This is a genomic window from Syntrophotaleaceae bacterium (assembly GCA_041390365.1).
Lineage (GTDB): Bacteria > Desulfobacterota > Desulfuromonadia > Desulfuromonadales > Syntrophotaleaceae > JAWKQB01.
The window spans coordinates 769,931-788,299 of record JAWKQB010000001.1 but is presented as its reverse complement, the minus strand read 5'-3'; the positions used below and the strand labels follow the sequence as shown (position 1 = coordinate 788,299).

The window sequence follows — 18,369 nt, the reverse complement described above, 5'->3', positions numbered from 1 at the left end:
AAACTCCGAAAAAAACGTAATCCGTAAGACGTAATGCGGAATTGGTACCCCCCCACCTCACACCTCACACCTCACTCCTCCCGAGGGATTTCAACAGCCTCTTCAATCAACATCACCGGAATACCGTCCCGGATCGGATAGGCCAGTCGGCAGGTTTCACATATTAGCAGTTCCTGCACCTCCCGGTAAAGAAGGGGACCTTTGCACTTGGGACAGACCAGTATCGCCAGAAGTTCAGGGGAAAGGGTCATAATGGCTTCTCCTTAGCTAGCAGCGGCCGAAGAAGGGATTGCAGGACGCCTTCCTCGTAAAATTCCAGAGCCATAGGCACCTGAAAACAGGGCAGCGGCAATTGGGAAGCGGTGAGCTTCACACCGTCCTTTTCGGTGGTAACCAAAAAATCGGCTCCCACGCAGGCGGCCTGCAGCCGATTCAGTTCCCCGGGTCCATAGGAACAGTGATCTCCGAAAGCGATCTCCCCGGCAAGATTCAATCCCGCTTCACGGAGAGAGCGGAAAAACCCTTCGGGTTCGGCAATCCCGGCAAAAGCGACGCCTTTTCGGCCGGCAAGGGAAGCAAGCGTTTCTGTTCCGCCGTCGATGCGTTGCGCCTCCTGCTCCAGTCTGTGCCGGCAACGTACGACCGTGCCGGCGACGGGGAGGCTTGGAAACAGGTGTTCCGGGCAGCGGGTCAGGACAAACAGATGGCCTCTGGCGAGACCCGTTTTCGGCTCGCGCAGCAGACCCGCGGGCAGAACATGCCCGTTGCCGAAGGGCCGGCGGGCATCCAGCAGAACAATGTCGAAATCTCTTGCGACCGCCAGATGCTGAAAGCCGTCGTCCAGCAGAATCACCTGGGCGCCCAACGTGTCGACCGCAGTGCGGACTGCTTCTTTCCTTCGGGGGCTGACCAGGACCAGGGCCCGGGGATTGCGGCGGGCAAGCAGAAAGGGTTCATCCCCGCAGTCTTCCGCAGACAGCACCGGACCCTGTCCCGAACAGACCACCTGCACCCCGGTCCGCCTTTTCCCCCCGTACCCCCGGCTGATCACCGCCACCCGATGGTCGTTCGCGAGAAAGTAGCGGATGAGCCAATCGACCATGGGGGTCTTGCCGGTGCCGCCCACGGTCAGGTTGCCGACGGAGACGACGGGAACGGCTGCTCTTTCCCTGGCACGAATACCCCGCAGGTAGAGGGCGTTACGGAGCCGGACGAGCCCGCCATACAGGACTCCGCAGGGCACCAGCGGCAGAAAAAGGGCCCATTCCAGGGCGCTTTTCGGTCCCCGGACGGCCATCCGCCGATAGAAACCCTCCAGCCGGTTCATCGCTGCTCCAAAAGTCCTTCCATCGCCTTCAGGGCGTGATCGGTCGCGCCCCGGTTCTCTTCCAGCAGTTTATAGCCCCTGAGTCCCAAGGCTCGGCCTGCTTCAGGATCGGCAAGCAGTTCGGCGGCCCGGTCATGCAGTTCGTCAGCATCAACCACGGAAATCCCTCCACCGGCCTCGATGAGAAGGCGGGAAATCTCCTTGAAATTGTGCATGTGCGGCCCGAACAGAACCGGCTTCCGCAGCAGGGACGCTTCCAGCACGTTATGCCCACCCACGGGAACCAGGCTGCCGCCGACAAAGACCAGGTCGGCCACCGCATAGAATTTCAGAACCTCGCCGATGCTGTCCACCAGCAGCACCATGCCGCCGCTGAGGGGTTCGACCGTCTGTTCGATCTCGCTGCGCCGGACAAAGGGAATCCTGCGGGCGGAGAGCAGTTCCGCCACAGCCCGACACCGTTCGGGGTGACGGGGCACAAGGACCAGCAGCAGATCGAACCCGCCGTCGAGAAGCCGGCGAAAAACATCGAGGACCTGCTCCTCCTCACCGGCATGGGTACTGGCGGCCACCCAGAGTCGACAGTCCCGGGCAAGTCGAAATTCCTCCCTGATGGCATCCGGCTGGATTTCCTCCAGACCACCGGTCTGCATATCGAACTTGAGGTTCCGGGTCACTGTCACCCGTTCCGGCGGAGCCCCCATCGCCACAACCCTTTCCGCATCGAGCGGGGACTGCATGCCCAGCAGGGAGAACTGCTGCAGAATCGGCTCGAGAAAAAACTGCAATTTCCGATAGCGGGGAAAGGAACGGTCGGAGATCCGGCCGTTGACGAGCGCCACCGGGACCCCCTGACGACCGGCGGCACGCAGAAAATTGGGCCAGATTTCCGTCTCCACGACCACGACCATTGCCGGCTTGATCCGGCGCAGAACCTGTTTTACCGAAAAGGGAAAATCATAGGGGAAAAAGAAGCAGAGATCGATCTCCGCCAGGCTGGCAGCAACCCTGCTGCCGGTTTCGGTGACATTGGAAAGAATCAGGGCATAGTCGGGAAAGCGCTTTTTCAGGGCCTTGAGCAAAGGGACCACCGCCCGGGTTTCGCCAACGGAAACGGCATGGATCCAGATAATCTTTTTTCCCTGCAGTGCAGCAAAACGCTCTTTCGGCAGAAACCCGAACCTTTCCCCGATCCCTTGGCGGGGCTTGCCCCTGAGGAGCAGAATGAGCATGTGGAGCGGGAGAAGGGGCAATGCCACCAGATACAGCAGGATATTATAAAGCAGGTACACCCTGGTTCCTCCAGACCTTCGGCCGGCCCGACCTATGGTCAAAGCGACCGGTCAGCCACGTCCGATTCGTCCTTGAACTGCATCTCGTAAAGTCGCCGGTACAGACCGTCACGCCGCAGCAATTCGGCGTGCCGGCCAACTTCGCGAATCTGTCCATCATCGAGGACCACAATTTTGTCGGCATGCATGACGGTGGACAGACGATGGGCCACGACGATGGTGGTCCGGTTTTTCATCAGATTGGCAAGCGCCTTCTGCACCATCGCTTCACTCTCCGTATCCAAAGCACTGGTGGCTTCGTCCAGCAGCAGAACCGGAGAGTCGCGAAGAATCGCCCGGGCGATGCAGATCCGCTGCCGCTGGCCACCGGAAAGGCGCAGTCCGCGATCACCGATAACGTTATCATACCCCCCGGGCAACGCCCGGATAAATTCATCGGCAAAGGCTTGCCGGGCGGCTTCGAGGACCTCCCGGTCCTCCGCGTCGGGGCGCCCATAGCGGATGTTGTTGCGGATGGTGTCGTTGAACAGGAACGTCTCCTGGTCCACCAGGGCGATGTTGTTCTTCAGACTGTCCAGGGTCAGGCTGCGCAAATCCTGGCCGTCAATCAGAATTCGTCCTCTCTGGGGATCGTAAAAACGGTTCAGAAGGCCGATGACCGTCGACTTGCCACCCCCGCTGGGACCGACCAGGGCGACGACTTCTCCCGGCTGGATGTCGAGGGAAAACTCCTTCAGCACCGGATCCGTTTCATAAGCGAACTCGACACGGTCGAAGGTGATCCGGCCGGAGGATCTCGGCAGTTCCCTGGCCGTGGGTGAATCGACGATTTCGGGTTTCTCGTCCATCAACTCAAAAACCCTCTCGGCGGCGCCGATGGAACGTTGAATGGTGTTGCTGACCCGGGTCAGCCGCTTGACCGGGGTGTACATCATCACGACAGCCGCCAGGAAGGAGGTCAGGTCGCCCTCGGTCATGGCGCCGGAGAGGACTCGATGGGCGCCGTACCAGAGAACGGCGGCAACGCCGAGGGAAGCGAGAATCTCCACCGCCGGGGCGGCCGCCGAATCGTATTTGAGAACTTTTCGGAGAAAATGGTAAAAACGGTCGTTCTCCCCGAAAAACCGCTTTTCCTCATGCTTTTCTGTGCCAAAAGCTTTGATCACCTTGATTCCGGCCAAAGCCTCCTGCAGCGCCCGGGTCAGGTCCCCCATGGCGCTCTGGCTGCGGCGGGTGTTGACCTTGATCCGCCGGCCGAGGATGGAGGCGGGGAGTACGGCCGCCGGAAGCACGACGAACGCCACCAGCGCCAATCGCCAGTCATTCATGAAGGCGACGACGGTCAGCCCGACCATGGTCAGGCCTTCCCGGGTGCCGTCGACCAGGACGTCGGCGGCGGACCGCTGCAAAGCCCCGACATCGTTGAGAATCCGGGACATGACGTTGCCGGTGGAACTGCGCGAGTAGTAGCCCATGGACAGGGACAGGGAGTGGCGATAAAGATCGTTGCGGATATCCTGAACGACCAGTTGCCCGGCGGTCTTGATGAAATATTCCTGAATATAGCGACCGCTGCCCTTGATCACCGCAAGGCCGATGACCAGAACGGGAACGAGGTTGACCAGGGACCAGTTGTTTCCGATCAGAATCCTGTCGACGAAGGGTTTGACCAGCTTGGCCAGGGCAACATCGGACCCCGACACCATGATCGCGCCACCCAAAGCCAGAAGCACCCGCCAGATGTAGGGGCGGGAGTAATCATAGAGTCGCCGATAAAGGCCCTTGACGCTGCTGGTCAAATCTGCTGCTCCTTGTTTGCGTGACACAGGCTGAGTTCGATGACCATTTTTGCTACCCGTTCGGAACAGCCCGGTTCGCCCATGAGTGCCCGCACCTGCTCCAAATTGCGGCGCATGGCACTGTTGTATTGACGGTCACGAAGAATTGTTTCGATTTCCTGCGCCAGGTTTGCCGCAATAGCGTGCTGCTGCACGAATTCCCGCACGATCTCCCGGCCGGCAACAATGTTCACCAGACCGATGTGGGGCACCTTGACCACCCGTCTGCCGACAGCATAGGTCAGAGGCGCCATCCGGTACAGGATGACCATGGGGGTCCCGACCAGGGCGACCTGGAGCGTCACCGTCCCCGAAACGGTCAGGACGGCGTCGCAGGCGTTGGCCACGTCGTAGACATTCTCCCGCAGGTTCCGGATGGCCAGGGGGTTGTCCCCCAGATAGTGGTCGATCTCCTCGGGATTGAAAGAGGATGCCACCGGCATCACGAACTGAACTTCGGGAAACCTGTTTCGAAGCGCTGCTGCCGTCTCCAGGATGGTCGGCAGATTGTATCTGAGTTCGCTTTTTCTGCTGCCGGGGAACAGCCCCACCACCGGCAGCGCCGGGTCAAGGCCGATCCGCTCCAGGAACCGGTTTCTATCGCAGGTTACCTGAACTTCGTCCAGCAAGGGATGCCCGACATACCGGACCTCGATGTCTTCCCCGGCATAGTAGTCGGGCTCGAAGGGGAAGATGACCGCCAGGCGGTCCACCGCCCGGGCGAAATGCTTCACCCTCCCCCTTCGCCAGGCCCAGACCGTCGGGCCGACAAAGAACAGAACCGGTATCCCGGCTTTGCGCCCCGCCCGGGCCAGCAGCAGGTTGAATTCCTGAAAGTCGACCAGGACCAGGACATCCGGGCGCCTGTCTCCGTAGAGCAACCCTCTGAGTTTTCGGAAAGCCCGCCACAGGGTCGGGAGATGGCCGAGGACTTCGACAAACCCCATGACGGCGAGGTCTTCCGCCGGCAGGACGATTTCGCATCCTGCCTGTCGCATGCACGGCCCTCCAACCCCGAAAAATGTCAGGTCGGGATCGATCCTGCCGGCCGCTTCAATCAGTTTTCCGCCATGCAGATCGCCGGATGCTTCCCCGGTCACGATCATGGCCGTCCGTTTTCCTGTACCGCTTTTCACCATACTGAAACCACCGGTTGACGGGATGGAATGCAACCGGACATTTGAGCCGTCATTCTTCCCGGCAGAATGATTTTCCGGCATTGATCGCAGCTTCTGCCGATGCTCCCCGTATAAATCTGCAAACCGCCTGACAGACCCGCTCGAGTTGTTCTTCCTTTAATTCCGGATACATGGGCAGGGACAAGACCCGGTCAGCACACAATTCCGCTATCGGCAGGGACTGGGATCCGCAGTATTCTCTCAAAGCCTCCTGACGGTGCAGGGGCACGGGGTAATAGACCGCCGAGGCAATGCCCTGATCCGCCAGCGCCCGGGCCAGATCTCCCCTCCGATCGCAGAGTATCGTGTATTGATGATAGACGTGCCGTCCTTCGGTTTTTTCGACCGGGGTCCGGACTCCTTCCTGTTGCAGCCGCTCGGTGTAGTAAGCGGCGTGACGGCGCCGGGCCGCATTGTACTGTTCAACCCGCTTGAGCTTGGCACGCAGCACAACCGCCTGAACCTCGTCCAGCCGACTGTTGAAACCGATCACACTGTGATGATATCGTTCGCGACTGCCATGGTTGTGGAGCATGCGCACGCTTGCCGCCAGAGCGTCGTCGTCGGTGACGATCATTCCCCCGTCCCCGTAGCAGCCGAGGTTCTTGCTGGGAAAAAAGGAAAAGCACCCCGCATCTCCCCAGGCACCGGTCTTTTTGCCCCGGTATTCAGCCCCGAAGGACTGGGCGCAATCTTCCACCATGCGCAATCCGTGCCGTCGGCAGATATCCAGCAGAGGCCCCAGGGCCGCCGGTTGTCCGAAAAGATGGACCGGCACCACCGCCCTCGTCCTGTCGGTCACAGCCGCTTCCACCAGATCGGGGTCGAGATTGAAAGTCTGCGGGTCGATATCGACGAAAACCGGCCGCGCACCGGTATAGCAGATCGCTTCCGCAGTGGCAATGAAAGAAAAGGGCGAGGTGATGACCTCATCCCCGGCCTTGATTCCAGCGGCCAGCAGAGCCAGATGCAGGGCATCGGTCCCGGAGGCGACGCCGATGGCATGGCGACGTCCGCAGAATGCGGCAATCTCCTTTTCCAGGGCTGTTACATTCGGCCCAAGAATACATTGCATCGAATCGAAAACGTCCCTGAAACCGTATTCGATCTCATCTTGGAGCTGAAGGAACTGTTCCCTGAGGTCAACCATGGGGATCTGCATGAAAAACCTCGCCGGTTTGGAGCCGCGACAGGCCCGTTGAGTTCAAAAAAACAGGCGCGGCTATGGCCTCGCCTGGGACAGGTTGAAATCCGATATTGCCTTGGCCTTCCGGGTCAAGTCCGGCTGGCTCCCAGCTTTCGGCTGATTTCCAGCACAAGTTCAAGCGCCCTTTTGCCGTCTTCACCGCTGACGACGGGCGGGCTTCCGCTCTTGACGGCATTAAGAAAGGAGCGAATCTCGGCCATCAGACTGTCGCCATCACCGAATTCCTTTTCCCGGATGATAATGCCGGGCAGTCCGGGAACCGGGATCCCGGCCCCGCCCTTTCGGCAAACGGAGATTTTCCGCTTTTCGTAATCGATGGAGAAATAGGCATCGGACTGAAAAATCCGGATCTTCCTCATCGCCTGCCGACTGACCCGGCTCGCCGTCACGTTCGCCACGCAGCCGTTTTCGAATTCGATCCGGGCATTGGCGATATCGACTTCATCCGACAGAATCGGCACCCCGACGGCGCTGATCTGTTTGACCGGGGAGTGAACCATGGTGAGAATGATGTCGATGTCGTGAATCATCAGGTCGAATACCACATTGACATCCGTTCCCCGGGGCCGGAAGGCCGCAAGCCGGTGGGATTCCACGAACATCGGGCGGGTCAGTTCGTCCTGCAGGGCGAGGACAGCGGGATTAAAGCGTTCCAGATGGCCGACCTGCAACACCAGACCCCGATTTTTGGCCAGAGCGATCAGCTTGTCCGCATCATCCAAAGTCGGTGTGATGGGCTTCTCAAGGAGCACATGACATCCGGCATCGAGAAAATCGCTGGCCACTTGAAAATGGGCGGATGTAGGCACCGCGATGGAGACCATATCCACGCTGTGGAGCAGGTCGCGGTAATCCCGGTAGGCCGTTGTCCCGGTTTCGGCAGCCACTGCAGCGGCTTTCTCCCTGTCGATATCGACGGCTCCGACGAGTTCGACCTCATCCAGTGCCGCATATTTCTGAGCATGAAACCGGCCAAGGTATCCCGTGCCTATGACGGCCGCCCGAAACTTGTTCATCCAGCCACCCCATACTTAAAAAAAATCACATCCCGGTCAGCGCGCCACCCCCCGCACGCTTTCTCGAATGAATGCAGTGAAAACGGCCACCTCCTTGCTGTTCTCCATCTCCGCATCGATCTGGGCCAATGCATCTTCCATGCGCAGGCCCGACCGGAAGACCAGCTTATAGGCCTGTTTGATGTCCCGAATCGCCTCCTCTGAAAAATTTCGCCGCTTCAGTCCGACCTGGTTGATTCCCACGGTCTTCGCCCGGTCCCCCTGGGCGATGGTGTAGGGGGGGATGTCCTGGGTCACCATGGCTCCGCCACTGACCATGACGTGACAGCCGACCCGGGTGAACTGGTGCACCGCGCAGAGTCCACCGAGGATGGCATACTCATCGATGCGGACATGACCGGCCAGGGTCGCTGCATTGGCCAGAATCACCCGATCTCCGAGGATGCAGTCGTGAGCGACATGCGAGTAAGCCATGAGCAGGCTGTCGCTGCCGATGACCGTCATGCCACCGCCCTCGGTGGTCCCGCGATGCAGGGTGACGAATTCCCGGATCATGTTGCGGTCCCCGATCTTAAGGTGGGACTTTTCCCCGCTGAACTTCAGATCCTGGGGATCGGCGCCGATCGATGCGAACTGGTAGATGCGGTTGTCCCGTCCGATTTCGGTCCAGCCCTCGATCACCGTATGGGCTCCGATGCGGGTTCCATCGCCGATCACGACATGCTCGCCGATGACGGCATAGGGGCCGATCTCGACATTCTTGCCGATCCGGGCGTTTTCATGAACTATGGCTGTGTTATGTATCATATTTCCTCAGGATTGTCCGGCTTCGCAAAATCTTACCAACTGCTTCGTTGCTGCAAGTGCTCTCGTCTTTAAGGCGAACCCGAGTACGCCTCAGTCCTCGGCAATGCGTGCCTTGCATGTGGCATTTTTTGCTCGGCCATCGCTATTTTTTTCTCTCTTGCGAAAGCATCAGGCTTGTTCCCGCGGCGCAAAAGTCGCCTTCAGTTCGGCTTCGGCAACCAGTTTCTGTCCGACGAAGGCCTTGCCATCAAAGCAATAGATGCCCCGACGACAGTTGATGATGTTCATTTCCAGACGCAACACATCGCCCGGCACCACAGGTTTTCGGAACCGGGCCTTGTCAATACCGACGAAATAGGTCACTTTGTCGTCGGCGTCCTTTTCATTCAGGGAGGCCGTCACACCTCCGACCTGGGCAAGTGCCTCGATAATCAACACCCCCGGCATGATGGGATGCCCGGGGAAATGACCCTGGAAAAACGGCTCATTGATGGTGACGTTCTTGATCCCGACCGCCCTGGTCCCCACCTCCAGCTCCACGATTTTGTCGACGAGCAGGAAAGGATAACGATGGGGCAGAATTTTCATGATATCCAGCGTCGAAAGCTCCATTGTCCTCTAACCCTCCTTGACCAACGCTTCCAATTCTTCAATCTGACGGCGCAAACGGGTCAGCTCCCGGCGCATTTCAGGAAGTTTTGCAAATGTCATGGATGCCCGCAGCCAGTCCTTGTGAGGAATGACGGGGGAACCGGAATAGATCTGGCCCCCCTCGATGTTGTTGGCCACCCCGGACTGGGCGCCGATCATGGTTCGATCGCCAATCTTGATGTGACCGGCAACACCGACCTGCCCTCCCAGGGTACAACGATTGCCGATAGTGGTGCTTCCGGCAATGCCGACCTGGGCGACAAGGATCGAATGTTCTCCGACTTTGACCCCATGGGCCAGCTGGACCAGATTATCGACCTTGGTCCCGCGACCGATGCGGGTTTCCCCCATGGCCGCACGGTCCAGACAGGTATTGGCTCCGATTTCGACATCGTCCTCCAGGACCACGATGCCGACCTGGGGGATCTTGAAGTAACCTTCTCCGTCGGGAGCATATCCGAATCCATCGGAACCGATCACGGCACCGGGCTGAATGATGACGCGATTGCCGACCCGGCACCGTTCCCTGATCACGACTCCGGCATGAATGAGGCAGTTTTCTCCCACGGAAACATCATCGTAGAGGATGACACCGGGGAACAGGGTCGTTCCTGTTCCCACCACCGCATTCTTGCCGACTACGCAACCTGGGTAGACAGTGGCCCCCTCGGCGATCCGCGCATCGGCATCCACACAGGCTCCGGGCATGATCCCCCTGACCTCGGGAGGCCGGACGTGGAGCGTCGTCAGAACCTTGGCGAAAGCCAGATAGGGGTTGTCGCATTTCAGCAGGTTTCGCCCGGATGCATCCACCTCGGGCCGAACGATGATGGCGGAGGCCCGGGTGGTCTGCAGCAGCGGCAGATACTTGGGGTTGGCGAGAAAGGTGATCTCCCCGGGCTGCGCGCTGTCGATGGCCGCAACCCGGTGAATCTCGAGACTCTCGTCCCCGCTCACCGAACCGCCGACCAGATCGGCAAGTTCCTTAAGGGTTTTCACGATCGCTCCTTTCTTGATCCTATTGAAGGGAAGCCAAAAAATGATGGCCAGCCGATCTTTATTTGCCTTTTTTGTAGACCTTGTTGTATGCGGCAATGACTTCGTCGGTCAGGTTGATGGCATCATCCGCATACAGAACCGAGCTTTCGGTCTTTTCCAGGATCATGGTGTATTTCCCCTTGTTGCCGATATCCTTGACCACCTTGAACAGATCTTCCAGAATGCTGCGAGTGGCCTGGGCATCTTCCTGCTGCAGCTCTTCCTGGGCGTCCTTGGCGAAGCGCTGATAGTCCTTGATCTTCTGCTGGTAATCGCGCTCCTTCTCAGCCTTGGCTTCGGCCGAAAGAACCATTTTCTGTTTTTCCATCTCCTGGTTGAGCTTTTTCAGCTCATTTTGTCTGCTTTCGATGGTCCCCTGAAATTTCTTGACCTTTTCGGCTATCTGACTTTTTGCAACTTTTCCCGCCTCGGAAAGGTTGAGAGCCTTTTGCAGATCGATATAACCGATCTTCAACTCGGCGGCGGAAACCGGAGCCGCGACCAGAAGCAGAAGGGCGACGATGGAACCAAGCACTTTTCGCATGACACACTCCTTGAATGTTATTGTTCGGTGTTTCAAATCAGGTTTTTTCGGGGCTCGGCCGCCAGGGGGCCGCCAGAGCGAGGAAACAAAGCTTGCTGAAAGCCGGGATCAGAACATTCTTCCGACGGAAAAATCGAAAACGGAAGACTCTTCGTAGTCCTTGGGATCGAGATTGTATCCCCATTCGAAGCGCAATGGACCCATCGGACTGTTCCACCGAACTCCGGCGCCGACACTGTAACGTAATTCGTCAAAAAAATCTTCCTCGGTCCCCCAGGCATTGCCGGCGTCGAAAAAGACCACCCCCTTCATATTCATCTCCTTCACCAGGGGGAAGATCAGTTCCAGATTGAGAAAAGCTTCCTTGTTGCCGCCATAGAAGTCACCCGTCTCATCGTCACGAGGACCGACTTCACGAGACTCGAAACCGCGCAGAGAGCTGAGCCCACCAAGGAAGAACCGCTCGTCGAGGGGAATGTCCCTGCCGCCCATTTCCTGGATATAACCGATCTGCCCGCGCGCGGAAAAAACCAGACTCCAGAAAGGCAGGGGATAGAAATACCGGTGGTCGGCGATGTATTTGACGAAACGCTCCGATCCGCCCAGCCCGGCGAACTCGATGGACAGTTCGGTAATGTTCCCGGTTGTGGGGTCCGGTCGATAATCGGTTGTATTGCGGGTCAGGGACGCGCTGATGGAGGACAGGCTACTCTTTCCTTCCTCACTTTTGATCAGTTCGGAGGCATCCTCGTCGACATCCTTGATTTCCTTGTCCTCGTACCGATAGACGAAAAAGCTCTTGAGGTTTTCAGTGAGCGGAATCTGGAGCTTGATGTCTCCACCGGTAGCTTTACGCTCGAAATCGGTCCACTCCCGTTCGGTTTTGTAGATATCGCCCCCCAGACCGAGGTTTTTGTCAAGAAAATAGGGATCGAGCAGGCCAAGGCGATAGGTGGTGCTGCGGCCACCGAGGGAGGCGGCCAGATCGAAACGCAGGGCACGACCGAGGAAATTGTCCTGGGACAGGGAACCCTGCATCATCAAGCCGTCGACGGAGGAGAAGCCGGCGCCCACACTGAAGCTGCCGGTCGGCTTTTCCTTGACGTCGATTTCGATATCCATAAACCGTTCATTGGCCCCGCGGCTGGTGGTCAGATTGACCTCCTCGAAAAAACCGAGGTTATTGATCCGGCGCCGGCTGGACTTCATTTTTCCGGCGCTGTAGAAATCGCCTTCCGCCAACAGCATCTCCCGGCGAAGCACCTTGTCGCGGGTGCGAGTATTCCCCGAAATGCTGATATTCCCGATAATCACGCGCAAGCCCTGCTCGACCTCAAAGGTGACATCGATCCTCTGGGCTTCCTCCTGAACTTCAGTTTGTGGGGTCACGTTGACGAAGGCGTATCCCTCATCAGCGTAGAGATCGGTGAGTTTGGCGATGTTTTCCCGCAGTTCTTTGCGACTGAACACTTCTCCCGGTTGCAGGGTCAGGCGGGTCATCAGCTCCTCCCTGGGAAGCAGCAGATCTCCCTGGATTCCGACATCGCCGATACGGAACTGCCGGCCTTCCTCGATCTCGAACAGAATATCCATCGATTCCTGATCGTCCTGCAGCGTGACCAGAGGCTTTTTGACCTTGACCTGGATATACCCCTGATTGTAGTAGAGGTCGGCGATGATATCCTGATCGACGGCCAGCATGTCCTCCTTGTAGGCACCCCGGCCGGTGATGAAGGAAAGGAACCACTTTTCCTTGGTGAGAAGTGCCTTCTTGATCTCCTTGTCGGAAAAAACCGTATTTCCCTCGAAACGGATCTCCTCGACGAAGACCTGCTCCCCTTCGTCGATGGCCAGAGTCACGGTGGCCTCGTTTCTCTGGTTGACGTCGACCTGGGGCTCTACCTGGGTGGCATAATAGCCTTCCTCGACATAGGCCCGTTTGATGGTGTTGATCCAGACGTCGAGCAGCTGCGGACGAAAAAAATTGACGCCCTTGGCATTGATCAGTTCGCCGAGCTTGTCGGTCTTGATTTCACTGTTGCCGGAAAATACCACCTCCCGCAGCAGAGGTCTCTCCTCCACCCTGTAGACCAGTATGTTCTGCCCGTTCCGTTCGACGATTTCCGCGGCCACATCCTCGAACCGGCCAGTGGCAAAAAGGGTCCGTATGTCCTGGTCGATCTCTTCGGTGGAAACGGCTCCCCCCGGTTTAACCGACAACAGGGACTTGATATACCCCTCTTCGACCCGCTTGTTTCCCTCGATGTCGAGATTTTCCACCTGATAGAAACGGGCCGCAAGGGATTGCGGCACAAGCATCACCAGCAAAAACAATAACACCAACAACCTGGGCATAAGTTGTTCCACTCCGTCAGAACAATCGCACGAAAAAACGAAATTATAAGGAAAGCCTTCGGTACTGTAAACTCAATTCTACGGGTGATCCAGGGCTCCGGCTTTACCGCAGGCCCTTTCGGGATTGGAACTCGACCACCCGGCCGTCCTCCATGGGAATGATGCGATCAAGGCGTTCGGCCAGGGTGGTGCTGTGGGTGACGATGACCATGGTCAGCCTGCGGGCCCCATGCACCTCCCGCAGCAGATTGTAGATTTCGTCGGAAGTGCCGCTGTCCAGATTTCCCGTGGGTTCGTCGGCCAGCAGAACCTGTGGCTCCATGACCAGAGCCCGGGCGATGGCCACCCGCTGCTGTTCTCCTCCGGACAGCTCCCCGGGCTTGTGGGAAAGCCGCGCTCCCAGTCCCACTTCTTGCAGCAGCCGCCGAGCCGGCTCTGCTGCCTGCCGCTGGGATTTCCCGGCAATCAGGGCAGGCAGCATGGTGTTTTCCAGAGCGGTGAATTCCGGCAGCAGCTGATGAAACTGAAAGACGAATCCGATGGTCTGGTTCCGGAAGTTGTCGAGAACCTCGCCCTTCAGTGAAAAAATATCCCGCCCATCGTAACGGACGCTGCCGGTCCCGGGCCGGTCCAGACCTCCCAGAATATGCATGAGTGTCGTCTTGCCCGCTCCTGAAGCACCGACCACGGCGACGCGCTCTCCCGCAGCAATCTGCAGGTTGACGTCCTTCAGCACATCAACCCGGCGCTGGCCGCTGACGAAACTTTTATTCAAATCGACGACTTCGATCATAGAAAATCCTGAATCGTGGCGAGTGGCTGGTGGCTGGCAAAACCAGCAACTCCTGTCAGAAACTGGTTTATCTCTCTGTTTTTACGAGCAACGAGCGACCAGCAACAAGCACAGGTTTTCTCACTCATACCTCAATGCTTCTCCCGGGTCCATGCGGGAGGCACGCCAGGCGGGATAGATCGTCGCCAACAGGCAGATGACCATGGCGACAATGACGACGGCTATCACGTCCTCCGGGTTGACCACGGAAGGAAATTTGTCCATGCCGTAGACCGCCTGGTCGAAAATCCTTATCGACAGCATCCGCTCCAGCCCCTTGATGATGGGATCCGCCTGCTTTGCCAGCACCACGCCGAGCAGGGCTCCGAGCCCGGTACCGAGGGTGCCGATGACGAGTCCCTCGAAAACGAATATTTTCATGATGCTACGGGCCTTGGCGCCCATGGACCGGAGAATCGCTATATCCTTGTGCTTTTCCATAACCACCATGATCAGGGTGGTGGCGATGTTGAAGGCGGCAACCAGCACGATGATGCCCAGGACGATGAACAGTCCCAGTTTTTCCAGTTTGAGCGCGGACAGAAAGGACCCGAACAGGTCCTGCCAGGAGCGCACGACAAGAGGAAAACCCAGGATCTCCCGCAATTGTCCGGTCACTACTGTGGCCTGATCGAAGGAGGACACCTCGATTTCGATGCCGCTGACCTCACCGGAGGCATCGAAGAACTCCTGCGCCGAGCGAAGGGGGATATAGGCATAGAAGGTATCGAGGAACCCGCCCTGCCTATTCAGAATGCCGGCCACCCTGAAGGGTTTCATCTTGGGGATGAGCCCGAAGGGGGTGATGGTGAACATGGGGGGGATGACGTTAACCTTGTCGCCGACGGAAACGCCCAGGGTGGCGGCCGTGTCCAGCCCGATGACGATACCGGGCAGACCGCTCCCGCCACCGAACAGGGCCTGCTGCACGTCGGCGCCATCTTCGGTGAGGAAGGACTGCCGGAATATCTTGTTGCCCTTCTCCACCCCCTTGACGTTGACCGCCGCCACGTTGTTTCGGGCCAGCAGCATGGCTTCCTTGGCCACGAAGGGGGTCACGGCGACAACATGCGGGGAGGCTTCGCGGATGTCATCCACCAGAGCGGGATAATCGGCGATGTTCCCCCCCTGGCGCTGCACCAGCACATGGGGGACATTGCCCAGAATCTGCTGCCGGACGCCGTCGTGAAACCCGGTCATGATCGCGAGGACCACAATCAGGGCGGCCACCCCGAGGGTCACACCGGCGATGGAGATGAAGGAGATGACCGAAATGAAGGTCTGTTTCCTCTTGGCCCGCAGATAGCGCAGACTTATGAACCACTCGTAGCCCATATAAACCCGTAAGGTGTGAGGAGTGAGGGGTGAGGGGGTGAACCTGGCCCCAGCAAATTCTCTACTTACTTTCCGGTCTCAATTGCGGGAAGAGGATCACGTCGCGGATCGAGGCCGAGTCGGTCAGCAGCATGACCAGGCGATCGATGCCGATCCCCTCGCCCGCCGTCGGAGGCAAACCGTATTCCAGCGCCCGGATATAGTCTTCGTCCATGGCGTGGGCTTCTTCGTCTCCTGCCTCTTTTTCCGCCAACTGCTGCAAAAAACGCTCTTTCTGGTCGATGGGATCGTTGAGTTCCGAAAAGGCGTTGGCCAGTTCCCGGCCGACGATGAACAGTTCGAACCGGTCAACCACCTCGGGATCCGCCTCGTTCCGTCTGGAAAGGGGGCTGACTTCCGTGGGGTACTGGGTGATGAAGGTCGGATTCCACAGCTGCGGTTCGACCACTTCGTCGAATATTTCCGTCAGCAGTTTGCCGTGGCCGATGCCGTCGTCGAGATCCAGACCAAGATCCCGGGCGTAATCCAGCGCCCGTGCCCTGTTATCCAGAACCTCCGGCTGAATCCGGCCGTATTTGACGATGGATTCCTTCAGGGTCAGCCTGTCCCAGGGCGGAGTAAGGTCGACTTCGCGCCCGCCATAGGTTATCACCAGCCCCCCGCAGACCTTTTCAGCCACATGACAGATCAGCTTCTCGGTGAAATCCATCAGTGTTTCATAAGTGGCGTAGGCCTGATAGAACTCCATCATGGTGAATTCGGGGTTGTGCTGAATGGAGATCCCTTCATTGCGAAAATTGCGGTTGATTTCGAAGACCCGCTCGAAGCCGCCCACGACCAGCCGCTTCAGATAGAGTTCCGGGGCGATGCGCAGGAACAGATCCATCTTCAGGGTGTTGTGATGGGTCACGAAAGGCTTGGCGGTGGCTCCCCCGGCCACGGGCTGCATCATCGGCGTTTCCACTTCCAGGAAATCATGGGCGACCATGAAATCACGGATCAGACTGACGATACGGCTGCGTTTCTGGAAAACCTCCCGCACTTCGGGATTGGCGATCAGGTCGAGGTAACGCTGCCGGTAGCGGGTTTCGACGTCGGTGAGACCGTGCCACTTTTCCGGCATAACCTGCAGCGATTTGGTCAGCAGACGGATGGAGTCGGCCCGGATCGAAAGCTCGCCGGTTTTGGTGCGGAAAGGTCTGCCGGTGATGCCTACAATATCGCCGATGTCCAGCTTGCGGAACCGGACGAAACCTTCCTCGCCGACGACATCGCGGCTGACGAACACCTGGAGCTGTCCCTTGCGGTCGGACAGTTGGATGAAGGCGGCCTTGCCGAAATCGCGACGGGCCATGATGCGCCCGGCCAGGCAGTAATTTTCGCCGCAATGCTCCATTTCCGCCGCGTCCTGATCGCCGTGAGCCTGCTTGACATCGGCCGTATTGTGAGTGACGGGGAAATCGTTGGCATAGGGGTTGGCGCCCAGAGAACGCAACTCGTCGAGCTTTGCCCGACGCTGCAACAAAATTTCACTCAATTCTTCCATGTCTTGATCGCCTTTCTTTGCCCCGTGCAACCGGATCCGCTTTTGGGTTTTAAACAAGGCACCTTAAACAAAGGGACCGGGCAAGTCAAGGGGAAAGGCCCCCTTCAAACCCCTTGTTGACGGTCCTTCTCCATCACCTGCAGGCTCATGATCCCTTGAGCAGAAAGGCCTCGATGAAACCTTCCAGCTCGCCGTCGAGAACGGCATCGGTATTGCCCGTCTCGAAGGCGGTCCGATGGTCCTTGACCATTCGATAGGGGTGGAGCACATAGGAGCGGATCTGACTGCCCCAACCGATCTCCTTCTTGTCGCCGGCGATGGCTGCAGCCTCCTGATCCTTCTTCAGCCGCTCCTCCTCGTAGAGCCTCGCTTTGAGCTGTTTCATGGCGGTGGCCCGGTTCTTGTGCTGGGACCGTTCATTCTGGCAGGCAACCACAATCCCGCTGGGAATATGGGTGATACGGATCGCCGAATCGGTTTTGTTGACATGCTGGCCGCCGGCGCCGCTGGACCGGTAGGTATCGACCTTGAGATCCTTTTCGTTGATCTCGACCTCGACCTCGTCTGAGAGTTCGGGAAAAACAAAAACCGAACAGAAGGAGGTGTGGCGCCTGGCATTGGAATCAAAGGGGGAGATGCGTACCAGACGATGGATACCGATCTCCGAACGCAGCCAGCCGTAGGCGTAGTCCCCCTCCACCGTCACCGTGGCGCTCTTCATGCCCGCTTCCTCGCCGGGCTGATAGTCGGTGATTTCCGCTTTGAAGCCTTTTTTCTCAAAGAAACGCAGGTACATGCGGAGCAGCATTTCGGCCCAGTCCTGGGCCTCGGTGCCTCCCGCGCCGGCATTGATGCTGAAGATGGCATTGTTCGGATCATGTTCCCCGGACAGCATGCGGGCAAACTCCATCTTGCCCACTTTCTGTTCGAGCGCCGGCAGAAGTTCCCTCACTTCGGCAAGGGTCTCCTCGTCCTCACTCTCCTCTCCCAGTTCCACCAGCACCAGCAGGTCGTCGAGTTCCCGGGTCGCCTTCTCCCAATTTTCCACGATTTTTTCCGCCCCGGTCCGCTCCTTCAGCAACTCCTGGGCCTTGTCCCCCTGATCCCAGAAGCCGGGTCGGGCGATCTCCGCCTCAAGTTCGGCGATCCGCTCCTTCCTGCCTGGTACGTCAAAGATACCCCCTCAGCTCTTCGAGCTTGATCTTCAGTTGTTCAAGAGTTTCACTTTCTTCACGAAACATATCCCGTCTCCTTGATCGATTTTCAGGTCGGCGAGTATAGCGGGTTGCTACGGATTCGGCAAGCGTAACTTACGAATTTCTTGACTGTTCATAACCACAGTTTCATACTCGGAGAACCGTCTTGCCTGTCAAGCAGTCCACTCAGTGTTATAAATGCAGGTA

General features: G+C 58.2%; 16 protein-coding genes. All 16 read right to left on the bottom strand.

The genetic code is table 11. The features are described 5' to 3' along the window. Positions 1–71: 71 nt before the first annotated feature. Positions 72–251 (bottom strand): Trm112 family protein, encoded by a 180-nt coding sequence (locus R2940_03740; GenBank protein ID MEZ4598887.1) that lies wholly within the window; start codon positions 249–251, stop codon positions 72–74. Continuing rightward, entirely contained in the window at positions 248–1,327 is a 1,080-nt protein-coding gene (gene lpxK / locus R2940_03735) for a tetraacyldisaccharide 4'-kinase (GenBank protein ID MEZ4598886.1), read from the bottom strand. Before lpxK ends, R2940_03740 begins: the two co-directional genes overlap by 4 nt. Further along, positions 1,324–2,619, bottom strand: coding sequence for a 3-deoxy-D-manno-octulosonic acid transferase (locus R2940_03730; protein ID MEZ4598885.1), 1,296 nt, complete (start codon positions 2,617–2,619; stop codon positions 1,324–1,326). The genes lpxK and R2940_03730 overlap by 4 nt, the downstream gene beginning before the upstream one ends. 38 nt (positions 2,620–2,657) lie before the next feature. Beyond that, positions 2,658–4,418: a lipid A export permease/ATP-binding protein MsbA gene (gene msbA, locus R2940_03725; GenBank protein ID MEZ4598884.1), complete on the bottom strand. Its 1,761-nt coding sequence runs from the start codon at positions 4,416–4,418 to the stop codon at positions 2,658–2,660. Further along, positions 4,415–5,596, bottom strand: coding sequence for a lipid-A-disaccharide synthase (gene lpxB / locus R2940_03720; protein ID MEZ4598883.1), 1,182 nt, complete (start codon positions 5,594–5,596; stop codon positions 4,415–4,417). Before lpxB ends, msbA begins: the two co-directional genes overlap by 4 nt. 49 nt (positions 5,597–5,645) lie before the next feature. Beyond that, on the bottom strand, positions 5,646–6,797 hold the full coding sequence (locus R2940_03715; protein ID MEZ4598882.1) for a DegT/DnrJ/EryC1/StrS family aminotransferase: 1,152 nt from the start codon (positions 6,795–6,797) through the stop codon (positions 5,646–5,648). 113 nt (positions 6,798–6,910) lie between these two features. Then, entirely contained in the window at positions 6,911–7,858 is a 948-nt protein-coding gene (locus R2940_03710) for a Gfo/Idh/MocA family oxidoreductase (protein ID MEZ4598881.1), read from the bottom strand. A gap of 36 nt (positions 7,859–7,894) precedes the next feature. Then, on the bottom strand, positions 7,895–8,665 hold the full coding sequence (gene lpxA, locus R2940_03705) for an acyl-ACP--UDP-N-acetylglucosamine O-acyltransferase (GenBank protein ID MEZ4598880.1): 771 nt from the start codon (positions 8,663–8,665) through the stop codon (positions 7,895–7,897). Positions 8,666–8,833: 168 nt separating this feature from the next. Continuing rightward, the gene (fabZ, locus tag R2940_03700; protein MEZ4598879.1) at positions 8,834–9,277 is read right to left on the bottom strand and encodes a 3-hydroxyacyl-ACP dehydratase FabZ; all 444 of its coding nucleotides are present in this window, start codon (positions 9,275–9,277) and stop codon (positions 8,834–8,836) included. Positions 9,278–9,283: 6 nt separating this feature from the next. Beyond that, the gene (lpxD, locus tag R2940_03695; protein MEZ4598878.1) at positions 9,284–10,315 is read right to left on the bottom strand and encodes a UDP-3-O-(3-hydroxymyristoyl)glucosamine N-acyltransferase; all 1,032 of its coding nucleotides are present in this window, start codon (positions 10,313–10,315) and stop codon (positions 9,284–9,286) included. Positions 10,316–10,373: 58 nt separating this feature from the next. After that, positions 10,374–10,898, bottom strand: a complete 525-nt coding sequence (locus tag R2940_03690) for an OmpH family outer membrane protein (protein MEZ4598877.1) — start codon at positions 10,896–10,898, stop codon at positions 10,374–10,376. A 108-nt stretch (positions 10,899–11,006) separates the two neighbouring features. Then, on the bottom strand, positions 11,007–13,253 hold the full coding sequence (gene bamA / locus R2940_03685; GenBank protein MEZ4598876.1) for an outer membrane protein assembly factor BamA: 2,247 nt from the start codon (positions 13,251–13,253) through the stop codon (positions 11,007–11,009). Positions 13,254–13,356: 103 nt separating this feature from the next. After that, complete coding sequence (locus R2940_03680) at positions 13,357–14,046, bottom strand: ABC transporter ATP-binding protein (protein ID MEZ4598875.1); 690 nt, start codon at positions 14,044–14,046, stop codon at positions 13,357–13,359. A gap of 120 nt (positions 14,047–14,166) precedes the next feature. Further along, on the bottom strand, positions 14,167–15,420 hold the full coding sequence (locus R2940_03675) for a lipoprotein-releasing ABC transporter permease subunit (protein MEZ4598874.1): 1,254 nt from the start codon (positions 15,418–15,420) through the stop codon (positions 14,167–14,169). Positions 15,421–15,481: 61 nt separating this feature from the next. Beyond that, positions 15,482–16,966 carry a lysine--tRNA ligase gene (lysS, locus tag R2940_03670; protein MEZ4598873.1) on the bottom strand — a complete coding sequence of 495 codons (1,485 nt, stop codon included), beginning with the start codon at positions 16,964–16,966 and terminating at the stop codon, positions 15,482–15,484. Positions 16,967–17,111: 145 nt separating this feature from the next. After that, a protein-coding gene (gene prfB, locus R2940_03665) for a peptide chain release factor 2 (GenBank protein MEZ4598872.1) occupies positions 17,112–18,207 on the bottom strand; the annotation gives its coding sequence in 2 pieces (ribosomal slippage) (positions 17,112–18,137 and positions 18,139–18,207; 1,095 coding nt in all). Between the last annotated feature and the right edge of the window lie 162 nt (positions 18,208–18,369).